We start from the raw sequence: 15,099 nt of genomic DNA, 5'->3' as shown, positions 1-15,099 counted from the left end.
GTCTCAATAGAAATTAAAAGAAGGCCAGCCATAACAGCATGGAGAAAAGGGCGAATAGCGCGGTATAGACCAGCCCTGGGTAGCCCAGATGCGGCGTGCTGTTCGTGCGAATAAGGATGCGGCGGACGATAAGTGTCAAAATGACACCGCCAATGATGCAAAAAAGCCAGCCAGGGTAATAAGCGCCAACCACCGGTATCGCCGGTGAAAAGGTGCAGCCCGACAGCAGAAACAGGGGAAGCAGGAAGAGCTTGCCTGAAAAAGAAAAAAACCTGTCCATGTTTTATTTTCCTGAAGAATAAATGTGGCTAATAATATTCCTGTAAATGTTGAATAAAACCGTCGCCCGGTTCGAACTGAAAAGTATAATCAGAGTGGTGGCGGGAAAATTGATTTAACTTGCGGAATTGACTATCCGATTTGTGAATTATAAACGTGCCCCGACCTGTGCAGGGCACGTTTATCACTTTTGCTTAATGATTAATTAGGCGTGACAATATTTGTCCACAGCTCAAATTTATCCATGCAAGAAATGACTTCATTTAATTTATTCGCATTGCCAATAATTTTCACCTTCTTCGCTTTCACCAGATCGGCCATTTTCGCCTGACCGACCAGCACGTCGTGCAGATCGCTGCGGCTCATGTAGAAAGAAGCATCCACTTTCGGTTGCAGCGTTTTACGATAGTTCAACACGCTGTTTTCCAGCGATACGTTCATATTATCGTTATTGGAGAAATTAAAGTTCAGGCTAATGTTTTTGCCTGCGGCCTTGTCGCTGTCCAGACGTACCGCCAGATAATCCAGCAGCATCTCGACGGTCATACCCTTGATCGTGTCGGAAGATGCAGTGCTGGCGTGTTCGAATTTCTTCACGCCTTCACGCAACTCTTTCGCGCCGGTCAGGTAGAAACCGCGCCAGGTGGCGGACTCTGCCTGATAGCCGAGCTGTTCAAAGGTATCTGCTTGCAGGTTTTTCGCGACCTGATCGCCTGGATCGGCTGCAATCACCTGTTTCAGCAGTTCGGATGCCCAACGGTAGTCGCCCTGGTTGTAGGCTTCACGTGCGAGGTTGATAGCATGTGCAGAGCCGCCCAGCGCTTTGACATAGCGTTTACCCATATCGACCTGACCATACGGATTCAGGTTGGCCGGGTTACCGTCGTAGTAGCCGAGGTAGAAGTTATACACCGCGCGGGCGTTATGGCTGACGGAGCCATAGTAGCCACGGCTGGCCCAGTTTTTATCCAGCGTTTCCGGCAGATGAATCATATTGCCGATTTCATTCATGGTGTAACCCTGATTCGCTAAATGCAGCGTCTGGTCATGAATGTACTTGATGGTGTCGCGATATTTACCGATATAGTCATTGATGCGCTGATTTCCCCACACCGGCCAGGTGTGCGGCATAAACAGGACTTCTGCCTGTGAGCCCCACTTATCCAGTGTCTGGTTAAGGTAACTGGTCCACTTCGCGGTATCACGGGTTTTCGCGCCGCGCAGGGTGTAGAAGTTATGCAGCGTGTGGGTGCTGTTTTCCGCTGTACACAGGGCTTTCAGCGCCGGAATATAAAGGTGCATTTCTGACGGCGCTTCGCTGCCCGGGGCCATCAGGAATTCGAAATCCAGCCCGTCGATATTCAGTTTTTGACCGGTTTTGGTAATGATACGGGTTGGGGCAATGATTGTCGGGTCGCCGGTGGTGAGCGTAACGCCAAGACCGTTGCCGATATTGCCCTGCGCGTTATGTGGCAGCAGCAGGCCATAGGAGTAAAGCGCGCGGCGGCTCATGATATTGCCTGCCAGCACGTTTTCGCTGATCGCCTCTTCCATAAAGCCTTCCGGGGCAATGATTTGCACTTTCCCCGCTTTCACATCCGCTTCGCTGACAAGACCTTTCACGCCGCCATAGTGATCGGCGTGGCTGTGGGTATAAATCACGGCCACAATCGGTTTTTGTGGGCGATGCTTGAAGTAGAGGTCAAGGCTGGCTTTCGCAGCGTTCGGCGTTACCAGTGGGTCGATGACGATGATGCCCGTATCACCTTCAATGAAGGTGATGTTGGAGATATCCTGACTGCGTACCTGATACATACGATCGGTGACTTTGAACAGCCCGGAGATACCGTTGACCTGCGACTGACGCCACAGGCTGGGGTTGATGGTATCTGGCGCTGGCGCATTGATATCAAATTGGTAATCCAGTGCGCGGTAATAGACTTTGCCATCTGGCGTCGTTAATTTTCCTTCATTTAATAGCGGAGCTATAAATCCGCGCTGCGCGTCGTCGAAATCCTGGCGATCGTTAAAGGGCAATGATTGTTGATACTGCTGGTTGACGGATTTAGTAAAGGTTGTCGCGTCTTTTGCTATTTCTGCCGCGCTGACGGATTGAATCATAAAACCCATAATTGCGGAAAGCGCCAGACAGGTTTTTGTTAATCTGAAATTTCCATTCATAAAATATCTAATCTCCATTTAATTATTTGTGAAATAAATAATAAGAAGGGCAAAATGGGGATTATTATAATAATAAAACTTAAACGAGGGTGATTTCATTGTGACCGAATTAACTATTATCGTTAGGTTATTGTGCTATCCACATTTGAGAATACTCCGCTGTTTTATTTTCTAACTTCTCATTAACGTTTTCACACTCCGGTTGTGTGAGATTTTCCTGATGAAACGTTACCTTACCGTATTATTGTTTGTGCTGATGAGTCCGCTTGCACATGCTGATGTGATTGATGATGCAATAGGCAACATCCAGCAAGCGATTAACGATGCTTACAATCCATCCAGTGACCGCGCCAGCGATGACGACGATCGCGACTACGACGACGGGCGCTATCGCGGTGATAACAGCCGCCAGCAATATGACGATCGCCGTCGCCAACTGGAAGATCGACGCAGGCAACTTGATGACCGCCAGCGCCAGCTTGACCAGGAACGTCGGCAGCTAGAGGATGAGCGGCAGAGGCTGGAGGATGAGTATGAGCGATGAGGGGAGTTAGGTGCTGGCAGGGCCCCTCACCCTAACCCTCTCCCACAGGGAGAGGGAACCGACCGTGCCAGAGATTAAGTATATGCAGTTTTCTCCCTCTCCCTGTGGGAGAGGGCCGGGGTGAGGGCATCAGCGCGCACATTCCCACCCTATTACGCCACCCCAATCACCATCCCATCAAACCCCGCCTCAACCCCCGATGGCAGCGTATTTTCCATCAGCCACGCATCAAACTGGTGGCTGATGTGCGTCAGAATCACGCGCGGTGAACGGATAATCTCATTCAGCGCCAGCACGGTGTTTAAATCGCAGTGATTACGCGGCGCATCCTCGCGCGGCGGATGGCTGCAATCAATCACCATCACCTGCGGATGATTATCGAGTAAAAATTTCAGCGTGTTTTCCGGCAGGCCCGCGGTGTCAGACAGCCACGCCACCCGATTGTGCGCCGTTTCCAGTAAATAGCCGAATGTGAGTTTCGAATGGTTGAGCGGCAGCGGCGTGACCTGTAATCCCTGCAAATCAAACATCACAAATGGCTCCACCGTGTGGCTGAAATCAAGCAGGCCCGGATGTTTAAACAGATCGTCGCAGCCCTGTTCATCCGGCGGGCCGTAGACCGGGATCGAATCGCCCACGCCCCAGCGCAGCGGAAACAGCCCCTGCACGTGATCCATATGGTAGTGCGTCAGCAAAAACTGCTGGAACGATCCGGGCGACCAGCGATCGGCGAGATCGTGTAGCCCGGCGTCGATCAGGGTGATCGCGTCGTTAAACTTCACGACGCCGCTGCATGGCTGGCGGCGATACTGCGGTGAGCGCCGCGCTCTGGCGCAGGCCGCGCACTCACAGCCCCATGCGGGAACACCCTGTGCGCCGCCAGTGCCAGTAAGTGTGAGGGTCAGGCTCATGTTACAGCGCCTTGGTGAAGCGGAAGTGGCTCTGCTCGTAGCCTTCGCGCAGATAGAAACGGTGCGCGTCGTGGCGCTTGACGTTGGTGGAAAGCTCGGTCATTTCGGCCCCGGCCTGGCGGGCTTCTTCTTCGGCCCATGCCAGTAATTTACTGCCGACGTTCAGACCGCGCGCCTGCGGCATCACCACCAGTTCCTGAATTTCGCCGATCCAGTTGACATGATGCAGATGAAACTGCAAATGCAGGCCGATCATGCCGACAACTTCGCCATCCAGCAGCGCCAGATGGTAGCGCATGTTCGGGTCGCGCAGATTGGCGTTAAACCCCACGCGAAACGCGTGGTGGTCAAACTCCGCCTGTTTTAGCTCACAAATCAGCGCGTAAACTGCGTCGGTGTCGTACTGCGTAGCCGGGCGAAGCTCACAAGCAGGCATGGTGTTTCTCCTTCTGATGAATCAGCGTCAGCAGCTTGTCGACCGACTGGCGCAGGCTGCCGTCATTATTGAGCGTAAGACAATCCTGAGGAGTATAGCGGGCAGCGCGCGCCAGCCGGGCGTTAATTTCACTGGCATTTTCACGACCACGGTTTTCCAGGCGCTGGCGCAGGATCTCTGGCGAAACCTGTAAACAAACGGGCAGCAGCGCCGATTGATAGCGCGCCCGCGCCTGCGGTAGATGGGCGCGTGAGCCGTTGACCACCACGTCAAATCCAGCGTGCAGCCAGAGGTCAATCTCGACGCCGATGCCATAATACAGGCCGTTGGCGTGCCAGCTTAAGGCCAGAAGGTTCTGCCCCGCGCGGGTAAAAAACTCCTGCTCGCTCAGGGCGATATGGTTTTCACTTCCGGCGCTGGCGGCGCGCGTGATGTAGCGATGCGCTACCAGTAGCTGAGTTTGTTCCCGCTGGCGGAGTTCCGTCAACAGACTGTCTTTTCCGGAGCCAGAGGCCCCCATTAACCAAATCAGTTTTCCCGTCATCAGAACACCCTTTTACCCTGACGCCAGACGTGATCGATATGAATGTGGTTGCCCTTGCGATGCGCCAGCACCAGGTCGGCGCGTTTGCCCTCGCCAATCACCCCGCGATCCTGAAGATTAAGCGCCTGCGCCGGATTTTTAGTCACCAGCTTCACCGCCTGCGGCAGCGTAAAGCGGTTGCTCTCGTCATCGGCGACGCGAAATGCCGCATCGAGCAGGCTGGCGGGGTAGTAGTCGGAAGAGAGGATATCCAGCAGACCAAGCTGTGCCAGTTCACTGGCCGCCACGTTGCCGGAGTGCGAACCGCCGCGCACAATATTCGGCGCGCCCATCAATACATTCATGCCATGCTTGCGCGAAGCTTCCGCCGCTTCGAACGTGGTGGGAAATTCGGCGATTACGCTGCCAAGCTGGTGGGATTCGGCAACGTGCGCGTGCGTGGCGTCATCGTGGCTGGCGAGGGCAATTTGTCGCGCGCGGCACATTGCGGCGATGGTTTCGCGATTCGGCTGCGACCAGCGTGCGGCAAGCGCCAGTTGTTCCTCTTCGTACTGCTGCATCTGCGCATCGGTGAGCGAGTATTTGCCCTGGTAATATTCGCGATACTTCTCGCGATTGGCGAACTGGCGCTGGCCCGGTGAGTGGTCCATCAGCGACACCAGCGTGACCGGCTCGCGCTGCACCAGTTTTTCAAACAGCGGCAGCGTGGTGTGATGTGGCAGTTCACAGCGCAGGTGCAGACGGTGCTCGGCGCGGTTGACGCCGCGTTTCTGCGTCTCTTCGATGGCGTTGATCATCTTCTCCAGATTCTCCAGCCGATCGCCGCCGTCGCGCACGTCGCCAATCGCCACGGCATCCAGCACGGTGGTGATGCCGCTCGCCACCATCAGCGCGTCGTGGCTGCTCATCGCCGAGTGGGCAGGCCAGTCCACTTTTGGGCGCGGAGTGAAGAATTTATCGAGGTTGTCGGTATGCAGCTCAATCAGCCTAGGCAGCAGCCAGCCGCCTTCGCCGTCCATCGCCTCTGGCAGGCTGCTCTGGCTTTCGGCAAAGGCGCGGATTTCACCGTCCTGCATCTCCAGCGAGCCGTGTACCACTTCGTTTTCCAGCACCAGTTTGACGTTATTGATAATCATGCAGAGGCTCCCATTGGGTGCAGGCGGTCGGCGACGTCATTGCGTACGGCTTCGTCATGGAAGATACCGACGATGGCCGCGCCGCGGGCTTTGGCTTCGCAGATCAGTTCCACTACGGCGGCGCTGTTTTTGGCGTCCAGCGAGGCGGTAGGTTCATCGAGCAGCAGGATGGGGTAGTCGACGATAAAGCCACGGGCGATGTTGACGCGCTGCTGTTCGCCGCCGGAGAAGGTCGATGGTGCCAGGTGCCACAGGCGTTCAGGCACGTTCAGGCGCGTCAGTAATCGGGCGGCTTTAGCGGCGCAGGCTTCACGCGGAACGCCGGTATCGAGCAGCGGCTGCATCACCACTTCCAGTGCCGAAATACGCGGGATGACGCGCAGAAACTGGCTTACCCAGCCGACGGTGGTTTTGCGGATTTCCACCACTTTGCGTGCTGGCGCGGTGACCAGGTCTACCCACTCGTCACCATGTTTAATCTGGATTTGCCCTTCGTCGGGCAGATAGTTGGCGTACAGCGAGCGTAGCAGAGTTGATTTGCCGCTGCCGGAGTGACCGTGGAGCACCACGCATTCGCCCGCGTTGACGGTGAGCGAGGCGCGTTGTAAGACGGGCAGGCGCACGCCGTTTTGCTGGTGCAGGATGAAGGTTTTACTGACGTTTTGTACGTTAATCATTTTTCGCCTCGTGGTTCGCATGTTTGGGAGCGGTGCGCACATTGCCCCTCACCCTAACCCTCTCCCCAAAGGGGCGAGGGGACCGCTTGTGCACGGTGTTGAATATTGCGCCGGTTTTCTCCCTCTCCCTCCGGGAGAGGGCCGGGGTGAGGGGATCAGTGCGCAAAGTGTTGCAACTCAATTCTGCAAAACCGATGACACCAGCAATTGGGTATACGGATGATGCGGGTCGTCGAGCACGCGGTCGGTTAACCCACTCTCCACCACCTGCCCCTGCTTCATCACCAGCAAACGGTCCGCCAGCAGGCGGGCGACGCCCAAATCATGGGTGACAATCACCACCGCCAGGTTCAGTTCCACCACCAGGCCGCGCAGCAGGTCGAGCAGGCGTGCCTGCACTGACACATCCAGCCCGCCGGTTGGCTCGTCCATAAACACCAGCTTCGGATGCGTCACCAGGTTGCGGGCAATCTGCAAACGCTGCTGCATGCCGCCGGAAAAAGTGGTCGGCAGATCGTCGATACGGTTGGCGGGAATCTCCACCTCTTCCAGCCACTTCTGCGCGGTGGCGCGAATATCGCCGTAATGACGCGCCCCGGTCGCCATCAGCCGTTCGCCGATATTGCCGCCTGCTGACACCTGACGGCGCAGGCCGTCGAGCGGATGCTGATGCACCACGCCCCATTCGGTGCGCAGCAGGCGACGGCGGTCGGCCTCGCTCATGCCATAGAGGGAACGGTTTTCATAGTGAATCTCCCCCTGTTGCGGTGTCAGACGGGCGGAGATTGATTTCAGCAGCGTGGTCTTCCCGGAACCGGATTCCCCGACAATGCCCAGCACTTCCCCCGGCCATAAATCAAAAGAGACATCGCTGAAGCCTTTGCCCGGCGCGTAAAGGTGGGTCAGGTTATTGACCGAAAGTAACGGTTGATTCATTGGCTTCTCGCCTCGCTCTGTTGGCGGCAATAATCGGTATCGGAACAGACAAACATGCGGTTTCCGGCGTCATCCAGCACCACTTCATCGAGATAGCTGTGGGTCGATCCGCAGATGGCGCAGGGTTCATCCCACTGCTGAACGGTGAACGGATGATCGTCGAAATCGAGGCTTTCCACGCGGGTAAACGGCGGCACCGCATAAATACGCTTCTCACGCCCCGCGCCAAACAGTTGCAGGGCGGGCATCATGTCCATTTTCGGGTTATCAAATTTCGGGATCGGCGATGGGTCCATGACGTAGCGTCCGTTCACCTTCACCGGATAGGCGTAGGTGGTGGCGATATGACCGAAGCGGGCGATATCTTCATATAGTTTCACCTGCATCACGCCGTACTCCTCCAGCGCGTGCATGGTGCGGGTCTCCGTTTCGCGCGGCTCGATAAAGCGCAGCGGTTCCGGGATCGGCACCTGGAAGATAATGATCTGATCTTCGGTCAGCGGCGTTTCGGGGATCCGGTGGCGCGTCTGGATAAGCGTCGCATCGTCCGTGCGTTCGGTGGTATTTACCCCGGTCACGCGCTTAAAGAAGTTGCGAATCGACACGGCGTTGGTGGTGTCATCCGCGCCCTGGTCAATCACCTTCAACACGTCGCTTTCACCAATCACGCTGGCAGTAAGCTGTATGCCGCCGGTTCCCCAGCCGTACGGCATCGGCATCTCGCGCCCGCCAAACGGCACCTGATAGCCGGGGATCGCCACCGCTTTTAAGATGGCGCGGCGGATCATGCGTTTGGTCTGCTCGTCGAGGTAGGCAAAGTTGTAGCCGCTCAGATTAGCCATGGTTCTGCTCCTGTTGCAGACGTTTGAGTAGCTCCAGCTCGGCCTGGAAATCGACGTAGTGCGGGAGTTTGAGGTGCGAGACAAAGCCTGCGGCTTCGACGTTGTCGGCATGCGCCAGCACGAACTCTTCATCCTGCGCCGGGCCTGTCGCGTGCTCGCCGTACTCCGGGGCTTGTAGAGCGCGGTCAACCAGCGCCATTGCCATCGCTTTGCGCTCGCTCATGCCGAACACCAGCCCGTAGCCGCGCGTGAAGTGCGGCGGCTCATCCGGCGGGTCGATAAAACCGTTGACCATTTCACACTCGGTCATCACTAGTTCGCCGATGTTCACCGCAAATCCCAGCTCTTCCGGCACAATAGACACGTCGATATAGCCACTGCGGATTTCGCCTGCGAACGGGTGATTGCGTCCGTAACCACGCTGGGTGGAGTAGGCCAGCGCCAGCAAGTAGCCTTCGTCGCCGCGCATGAGCTGTTGCAGGCGGGAGGCGCGAGAGCAAGGGTAAACCGGCGGTGTACGGGTGATGTCATCCGGCTGTGCGCCGCTATCCTCTTCAAACTTCGCCAGCCCCTGACGCGCCAGCAGGCTGAAAACGTGCGGCGATGGGGCTTGCTCGCTGTCGGTGGTGGTCAGCGTCGGCGCTTCGCCATTCGCCAGCAGGGTGAAATCGAGCAGGCGATGGGTGTAGTCGTAGGTCGGGCCAAGCAGCTGGCCGCCAGGAATGTCTTTATAAACGGCGGAGATACGGCGTTCGAGACGCATCTCGGTGGTGTCGAGCGGCTCGCTTACCGCCAGTTTTGCCAGCGTCGTGCGGTAGGCGCGCAGCAGGAAAATTGCTTCAACGTTATCGCCACTGGCCTGTTTCAGCGCCAGCGCGGCCAGTTCGCGGTCGGCAATGCCGCCTTCGGTCATCACGCGATCCACCGCGAGATTAAGTTGTTGTTCAATCTGGGCGACGCTCAGTTCAGGCAAATCGGTATCGCCCCGGCGTCGGCTCTCTTGCAGGGCGTGGGCGGCGTCGATCGCCTTCTCGCCCCCTTTCACGGCAACGTACATCAGCACACCTCCACATGAGTGGTTCGCGGGATAGCCAGCATGCGCTCGCCGCAGGTCAGGATCAGGTCGATGCCGAGCGGGAACGGGTGCGGGCGCTCGGTAAGTTCGTGCAGAATGCACTCCGGCAGTTGCGGGGCGATCATCCGTTCTTCGGCAATACCCGCGCCAGTAAGGCGCAGCATGCGTCCGCCGCTCAGGCTGGTGACCTGTAAAATCAACGTCGCACCGGCTTCCGGCGCAACGGCGGTGCCGGTGGAAAGGGCGTTGAGCTGCTCGCTGGCAATCGCCTCATCCGTCACTGCGAAGGTCGCCTGTTCCGGCTGATTGACCAGCGGGGCGTTGGTATGAAAACGCAGGCTCTGGCTGACGATATCGTTACTTAATGGCGCGGAAAGCCACACCGGCGTGTCGTTATCGGCCAGCGTCAGCAGCACGCTGGTGGTGGCGATATTCAGCGGCTGCCAGCCGCGTTTGAGCTGATGCAGGGCGACAATCACGCCCGGCTCGCTCATGGCCTTTAACAGGCGACGAAAACTGTGCTGGGCATCCTGCACGGGAAGCATAAAAGCGGTTTCCAGGGTCATGCGTTGTCTCCGCGAACCATCGTAAAGAAGTCGACCCGACTGGCGTTCACTTCGGCCTGGCGTGCGGCAATGCGTGCCATACGGTCAGCGTCCAGCGGGGCAATAAGGGTTTCTGATAAGTTTTGAAAGTGGCGAGATTGCTGCATCAGCGCGTCAATCAGCGCGCAGCGTTCGGCGTGCTGTTTGTCGCGCCCCAGCACCCAGCTGTAGCCGAGCGTGCCGTCAGTAAGGCGTACAGCGGCGCGGGTGAGCGTGGCGTCGCCAGCAAAAAAGCGTTCGCCGGTGCCACCCATTCGCGCCTGAATCTGTACCAGGCCGGTTTCGGCGGCGCGGATAATGTCATAGTCGGTGGTGATGTTTAGCGCTTTAAGGCGGTTAGCCAGTTCAGCCGGTTGGCTGTGCGCCAGCACGGACATCCAGTGCTGGCGGGTCGCGGTATCTGCGTGCATTCAGTGCTCCATGGTGAATTCAATCATGTCGGCGCGCGTCAGGCTGACGGAGTACTCCGCCGGGCTGCTTTCACCGTCACGGTGGTTAAGGGTGCGCACGCACAGCAGCGGCGACATATTCGGAATTTCAAGACGCTGGCACTCTTTGGCCTGGGCGCGGCGGGCGCTGATCCGCGTCTGGCTGCGGCGCAGCGCAATTCCCGTTTGCTCGCGCAAAAAATCGTGCAGCGAGCCGCTGTCGAAGCGTTGCAGCGTCGGCCAGAGGGTGAGGTCCGCAAAGTAGTGGTCGATTAAACAGAGCGCGACGCCGTTGACCCGGCGCAGGGTGCGCAGGTGGATAACGTTCTCGCCCTCGGCGATCCCCAGCGCGTCAGCGACGTGGCCGGACGCGGGGCGCAGCACCGACAGCAGTTTTTCGCTGGTGGGATGGCTACCCTGATCCAGCAGGTTCTGGCTAAAACGCGCCTGGGCGTTGAGCGGGTAATCGAACGGGCGCATCAGCACCAGCACGCCGACGCCCTGACGGCGCTGTACCCAGCCTTTTTCCACCAGTTGGTCGATGGCACGGCGCAGGGTGTGGCGATTCACCTCAAAGCGCGCTGCCAGTTGCTGCTCGGCGGGAAGATAGTCGCCGCAGCGGTAGTGTTGACGAAGCTCCTGCTCAAGTTTTGCGGCTATCTCCTGATAGCGTGTTGGGTAGCTGGTCGGATGTGTAGACAAGTGCATAGATATCAATGCCTCGCTTATCAGATAAAGTGCTTACGCAACCGTTGAGAGAGGAAATCCAGCAGGCTGACCGTGACGATAATCAGCACCATCAGGGCACAGGTTTGCTGGAACTGGAAACCGCGAATCGCTTCCCACAGCGTGACGCCGATCCCGCCAGCGCCGACCATGCCAACAACGGTGGCGGAACGCACGTTGGATTCGAAACGATAGAGTGAGTAGGAAATCAGTAGCGGCATGACCTGCGGCAGCACGCCGTAGAGGATCTCTTCGAGCTTATTGGCACCGGTGGCGCGAATGCCTTCCACCGGGCCGGGTTCAATCGCTTCCACCGCTTCGGAAAGCAGTTTGGAGAGCACGCCGGTGGTGTGGATAAACAGCGCCAGTACGCCAGCGAACGGACCGAGACCGACGGCGACCACGAACAGCATGGCGAAGACCATCTCGTTAATGGCGCGGCAGGCGTCCATCAGGCGGCGAACGGGCTGGTAAACCCACCACGGCACCAGGTTTTCGGCGCTCATCAGGCCGAAGGGGATGGAGAGAACGACTGCCAGCGCAGTGCCCCAGACGGCGATTTGCAGCGTGACGGCCATTTCGGTGAGGTAATCCTGCCACTGGCTGAAATCGGGCGGGAAGAAGTCGGCGGCGAACGTCGCCATGTTGCCGCCGTCTTTGATCAGCGTGAGCGGGGCCATTTCCGCGCCCTGCCACGAGACGACCAGTACAGCGAGAACAACGGCCCAGCTGAAGATCGAGAACCAGCTGCGCTTGGGTGGGGCGATGGTGATGGTTTGCATGTTTGGCTCCGTTTAATGTTTTCTCCCTCTCCCTCAAGGGAGAGGGGACCGATCGAGCACATTACTGCACCGCTTTACTCACCGAACTCATCGCGCTTAACGCGTTGTTCAGGCGATCCAGGTCATCCAGTTGCGCCTGTATCTCGGTGGTTTTCGCGAGCTTGTCCTGTTCGTTCAGCCCTTTGTTGTCCTTCACGCTTTGCATCTCTTTAAACAGTGCGAGCTGGCGAATTGGCACCAGTTGCAGGTCGCTGGAGGCGCGGAACGGCGCCCAGCCCAGGCGTTCCAGCACCGCTTTCTCTTCCGGCGTTTTGCCGTAGTTCATAAAGAAGTCGTAGATCTTGTCTTTGGTGGTTTCGGACAGATTTTTGCGCCAGACGATCGGATCGCCTGGGATCAGCGGCGATTTCCAGATCACCTTCAGTTCTTTCAGCTTCTCCGGCGCGGAGGTTTTCAGCTTGTCGAGGTTTTCAGTGTTGTTGGTGGCAACATCCACCTGCTTGTTGGCAACGGCGAGGGCGTTGGTTTCATGCCCGGCGTTGACGGTGCGCTTGAAGTCGCTGGCGGAGATATTGTTTTTGGCGAAGACGTAGTAGCCGGGGACGAGGAAGCCAGAGGTGGAGTTAGGATCGCCATTGCCGAAGGTGAGATCTTTACGCTTGGCCAGCAGATCGTTCAGGTTGTTGATCGGGCTATCTTTGTTGACGATCAACACGCTCCAGTAACCCGGCGATCCATCCGCCGCGACCGTCTGGGCGAAGACCTGACCGTTGGCGCGATCCACCGCTTCCATCGCCGACAGATTGCCGTACCAGGCGATATCCACTTTATTGAAGCGCATCCCCTGGATAATGCCTGCGTAGTCCGGGGCAAAGAAGGCGTTGACCTTTACGCCCAGTTTCTTCTCCATATCTTGCAGGAAAGGCGTCCATTGCGGTTTCAGGTTTTGCTGTGATTCCGTTGAAATAATGCCGAAATTCAGCGCCTTTTCCTGCTCTTCGGCGTGCGCCGGGCTGAACAGGGTGCTGAGGCTGAACATGCTGGTGAAGGCCAGCGAGGCAATTATCTTAGCGTTCATTCGTTTTCCTCAATGATGGGGATGTCAGGCAGCTTTCGCGTTCTCTTCGACGCGGTTAATGCTGCGGTAGAGATGGTCAAAACGTTCGTTATCAAACTGTTGGCTGCTGCCGTCGTAAAAGACGTGCCCCTGGCGCAGGGCGACGATGCGTTCGCAGTAGCGCAGGGCGTAATCCACCTGATGCAGCGTGACGACCACGGTAATGCCGTCGTTCTGGTTAATGTCGCGCAGGGTGTCCATCACGATGCGCGCCGATTCCGGGTCCAGCGAGGCGATGGGTTCATCGGCCAGAATCACCTTCGCCTGCTGCATCAGCGCGCGGGCAATCGCCACACGCTGCTGCTGGCCGCCGGAGAGCGTGGAAACGCGCTGATGGGCAAAGTGCACCATGCCAACGCGGGTCAGCGCCTGTAACGCGCGCTGTTTCTGCTCGCGGGTGAAGTAGCTAAAACAGGTGCGCCAGAATGGCGTGCTGCCGAGCGCGCCAATCAGCACGTTCTCCAGTACGCTCAGGCGATTCACCAGGTTGAATTGTTGGAAGATGTAGCCGGTGTTGGCGCGGCTTTTGCGGATATCGCGGGCCAGGCGGCCATTTTGCTGAACGGTGCGGCCCAGCAGTTCGACGCGGCATTCTGGCTTTTTATCGCCGACAATCAGGCCGCTTAAGTGACGTAAAAGGGTGGATTTGCCGGAACCCGACGGCCCAAGCAGAGCCACCATTTCACCGTGATGAATGTTCAGATCAACCGCGTGCAGCGCCTGATGCTGATTGAAGGTTTTGCTCAGTTGTTCGACGCGGATAATCGTTTGCATGCTGGAGCCTCCCTAAAAAAGTGGCTCCATCGTGGCGAATTTTTGTGACAGTTGGGTTAAGCGTGAGTGACGTAAAGATGAAGAGTTAAGGTGAAAATGATGACAGCGGGAGGATGTACCTCCCGCAGAGTTTATCCGCCAGGCTGTTTGACGACGTTGATCATCCAGGGCAGGCCGTAGCGATCGGTGACTTTGCCGAAACCGTGCGCCCAGAAGGTTTCCTGCCAGGCCATCTCAATCTGGCCTTCTGCCGCCAGGCTATCGAACCAGCGTTTTCCTTCGTTGACGTCCTGGGTATCCAGCACCAGCGTAAAGCCGCTGTAGCCAGTATTTCCGCTTTGCGCGCCGTCGCTCATCATGATGTCGCTTCCCGCAACTTTCAGATTGGCGTGGGCGATAGCGTTTTCAGGGTAGGTCTGGCCGGAGGGGCAGCCGTCGCTGCTTTCCTGCGCATCTTTTGGCATTTCGCCGAAGGTGATTTTGTAGAGCAATTCCGCGCCCAGCGTCTGTTGATACCAGGCGATGGCATCGGCGCAGTTTCCGGCGAAAGCAATGTAGGGACTTAACGGCATAATCGTTACCTCAGGTAAGAAGAGCCCATTAAGTGTAGTTCGAATTTTGTACAGATGAGAGGCGGGGATTTGTAGCGTGTAGGCCTGATAAGACGCGAAAGCGTCGCATCAGGCAGTCGGCACTGTTGCCGGATGCGGCGCGAGCGCCTTATCCGGCCTATCGATCGTGTGCCAACAGATAATCAGTTCTTTTTAACGAACTCAGATTTCAGCTTCATCGGGCCGAAACCGTCGATTTTGCAATCGATGTTGTGGTCGCCTTCAACCAGGCGAATGTTTTTCACTTTGGTGCCGATCTTCAGCATCGAAGAGCTGCCTTTTACTTTCAGATCTTTCACCACGGTAACGCTGTCGCCGTCAGCCAGCAGGTTACCGTTGGCATCTTTCACAATCAGCTCATCGCTGTCCTGTGCGGGTTCAGCATCGTTCCATTCGTGGGCGCATTCCGGGCAGATATACATGCCGTTATCTTCGTAAGTGTATTCGGAATTGCATTTCGGGCAGTGGGGTAATGACATGGGGATTTCCTCAAAA

General features: G+C 57.2%; 19 protein-coding genes. 1 reads left to right on the top strand and 18 read right to left on the bottom strand.

Annotation, left to right across the window (positions count from 1 at the left end):
* Positions 1–13 precede the first annotated feature (13 nt).
* Positions 14–280, bottom strand: coding sequence for a YtcA family lipoprotein (locus NMC31_RS13210; RefSeq protein ID WP_253898208.1), 267 nt, complete (start codon positions 278–280; stop codon positions 14–16).
* A gap of 200 nt (positions 281–480) precedes the next feature.
* Positions 481–2,460, bottom strand: a complete 1,980-nt coding sequence (locus NMC31_RS13205; protein ID WP_253898207.1) for an alkyl/aryl-sulfatase — start codon at positions 2,458–2,460, stop codon at positions 481–483.
* A gap of 220 nt (positions 2,461–2,680) precedes the next feature.
* On the opposite strand from NMC31_RS13205, the gene yjdP reads away from it, so the two are divergent.
* The gene (gene yjdP, locus NMC31_RS13200; protein ID WP_253898206.1) at positions 2,681–3,004 is read left to right on the top strand and encodes a DDRRRQL repeat protein YjdP; all 324 of its coding nucleotides are present in this window, start codon (positions 2,681–2,683) and stop codon (positions 3,002–3,004) included.
* A 152-nt stretch (positions 3,005–3,156) separates the two neighbouring features.
* Here the strand turns inward: yjdP and phnP are convergent, their stop codons facing one another.
* From phnP to NMC31_RS13120, 16 genes are all read right to left on the bottom strand, one after another.
* A complete protein-coding gene (phnP, locus tag NMC31_RS13195; RefSeq protein WP_253898205.1) occupies positions 3,157–3,915 on the bottom strand; it encodes a phosphonate metabolism protein PhnP in 759 nt (252 codons plus the stop codon).
* A gap of 1 nt (position 3,916) precedes the next feature.
* A complete protein-coding gene (gene phnO, locus NMC31_RS13190) occupies positions 3,917–4,351 on the bottom strand; it encodes an aminoalkylphosphonate N-acetyltransferase (RefSeq protein ID WP_001110490.1) in 435 nt (144 codons plus the stop codon).
* Positions 4,338–4,895, bottom strand: coding sequence for a ribose 1,5-bisphosphokinase (gene phnN / locus NMC31_RS13185; protein WP_001550446.1), 558 nt, complete (start codon positions 4,893–4,895; stop codon positions 4,338–4,340). The genes phnO and phnN overlap by 14 nt, the downstream gene beginning before the upstream one ends.
* The gene (gene phnM / locus NMC31_RS13180; RefSeq protein WP_253898204.1) at positions 4,895–6,031 is read right to left on the bottom strand and encodes an alpha-D-ribose 1-methylphosphonate 5-triphosphate diphosphatase; all 1,137 of its coding nucleotides are present in this window, start codon (positions 6,029–6,031) and stop codon (positions 4,895–4,897) included. The genes phnN and phnM overlap by 1 nt, the downstream gene beginning before the upstream one ends.
* Positions 6,028–6,708, bottom strand: a complete 681-nt coding sequence (gene phnL, locus NMC31_RS13175; protein ID WP_253898203.1) for a phosphonate C-P lyase system protein PhnL — start codon at positions 6,706–6,708, stop codon at positions 6,028–6,030. The genes phnM and phnL overlap by 4 nt, the downstream gene beginning before the upstream one ends.
* Positions 6,709–6,885: 177 nt before the next feature.
* A complete protein-coding gene (gene phnK / locus NMC31_RS13170) occupies positions 6,886–7,644 on the bottom strand; it encodes a phosphonate C-P lyase system protein PhnK (RefSeq protein WP_001075518.1) in 759 nt (252 codons plus the stop codon).
* A complete protein-coding gene (gene phnJ / locus NMC31_RS13165) occupies positions 7,641–8,486 on the bottom strand; it encodes an alpha-D-ribose 1-methylphosphonate 5-phosphate C-P-lyase PhnJ (RefSeq protein ID WP_000002286.1) in 846 nt (281 codons plus the stop codon). Before phnJ ends, phnK begins: the two co-directional genes overlap by 4 nt.
* Positions 8,479–9,543: an alpha-D-ribose 1-methylphosphonate 5-triphosphate synthase subunit PhnI gene (gene phnI / locus NMC31_RS13160; protein WP_024212277.1), complete on the bottom strand. Its 1,065-nt coding sequence runs from the start codon at positions 9,541–9,543 to the stop codon at positions 8,479–8,481. Before phnI ends, phnJ begins: the two co-directional genes overlap by 8 nt.
* Positions 9,543–10,127: a phosphonate C-P lyase system protein PhnH gene (gene phnH / locus NMC31_RS13155; RefSeq protein WP_253898202.1), complete on the bottom strand. Its 585-nt coding sequence runs from the start codon at positions 10,125–10,127 to the stop codon at positions 9,543–9,545. Before phnH ends, phnI begins: the two co-directional genes overlap by 1 nt.
* Positions 10,124–10,576, bottom strand: a complete 453-nt coding sequence (gene phnG / locus NMC31_RS13150) for a phosphonate C-P lyase system protein PhnG (protein ID WP_000542801.1) — start codon at positions 10,574–10,576, stop codon at positions 10,124–10,126. The genes phnH and phnG overlap by 4 nt, the downstream gene beginning before the upstream one ends.
* On the bottom strand, positions 10,577–11,302 hold the full coding sequence (phnF, locus tag NMC31_RS13145) for a phosphonate metabolism transcriptional regulator PhnF (RefSeq protein WP_001400506.1): 726 nt from the start codon (positions 11,300–11,302) through the stop codon (positions 10,577–10,579).
* Positions 11,303–11,322: 20 nt separating this feature from the next.
* Positions 11,323–12,102, bottom strand: a complete 780-nt coding sequence (phnE, locus tag NMC31_RS13140) for a phosphonate ABC transporter, permease protein PhnE (protein WP_001193492.1) — start codon at positions 12,100–12,102, stop codon at positions 11,323–11,325.
* A 61-nt stretch (positions 12,103–12,163) separates the two neighbouring features.
* Positions 12,164–13,180 (bottom strand): phosphonate ABC transporter substrate-binding protein, encoded by a 1,017-nt coding sequence (phnD, locus tag NMC31_RS13135; protein ID WP_000991974.1) that lies wholly within the window; start codon positions 13,178–13,180, stop codon positions 12,164–12,166.
* A 24-nt stretch (positions 13,181–13,204) separates the two neighbouring features.
* Positions 13,205–13,993, bottom strand: coding sequence for a phosphonate ABC transporter ATP-binding protein (gene phnC / locus NMC31_RS13130; RefSeq protein WP_253898201.1), 789 nt, complete (start codon positions 13,991–13,993; stop codon positions 13,205–13,207).
* A gap of 131 nt (positions 13,994–14,124) precedes the next feature.
* Complete coding sequence (yjdN, locus tag NMC31_RS13125) at positions 14,125–14,565, bottom strand: VOC family metalloprotein YjdN (protein WP_253898200.1); 441 nt, start codon at positions 14,563–14,565, stop codon at positions 14,125–14,127.
* A gap of 182 nt (positions 14,566–14,747) precedes the next feature.
* The gene (locus NMC31_RS13120; protein ID WP_015966275.1) at positions 14,748–15,083 is read right to left on the bottom strand and encodes a zinc ribbon domain-containing protein YjdM; all 336 of its coding nucleotides are present in this window, start codon (positions 15,081–15,083) and stop codon (positions 14,748–14,750) included.
* Positions 15,084–15,099: the final 16 nt, after the last annotated feature.

Origin of the sequence: Pseudocitrobacter vendiensis (genome assembly GCF_943590815.1) — a bacterium.
Lineage (GTDB): Bacteria > Pseudomonadota > Gammaproteobacteria > Enterobacterales > Enterobacteriaceae > Pseudocitrobacter > Pseudocitrobacter vendiensis.
The sequence above is the reverse complement of the archived record's forward strand: the minus strand, read 5'-3'. Positions and strand labels throughout refer to the sequence as shown.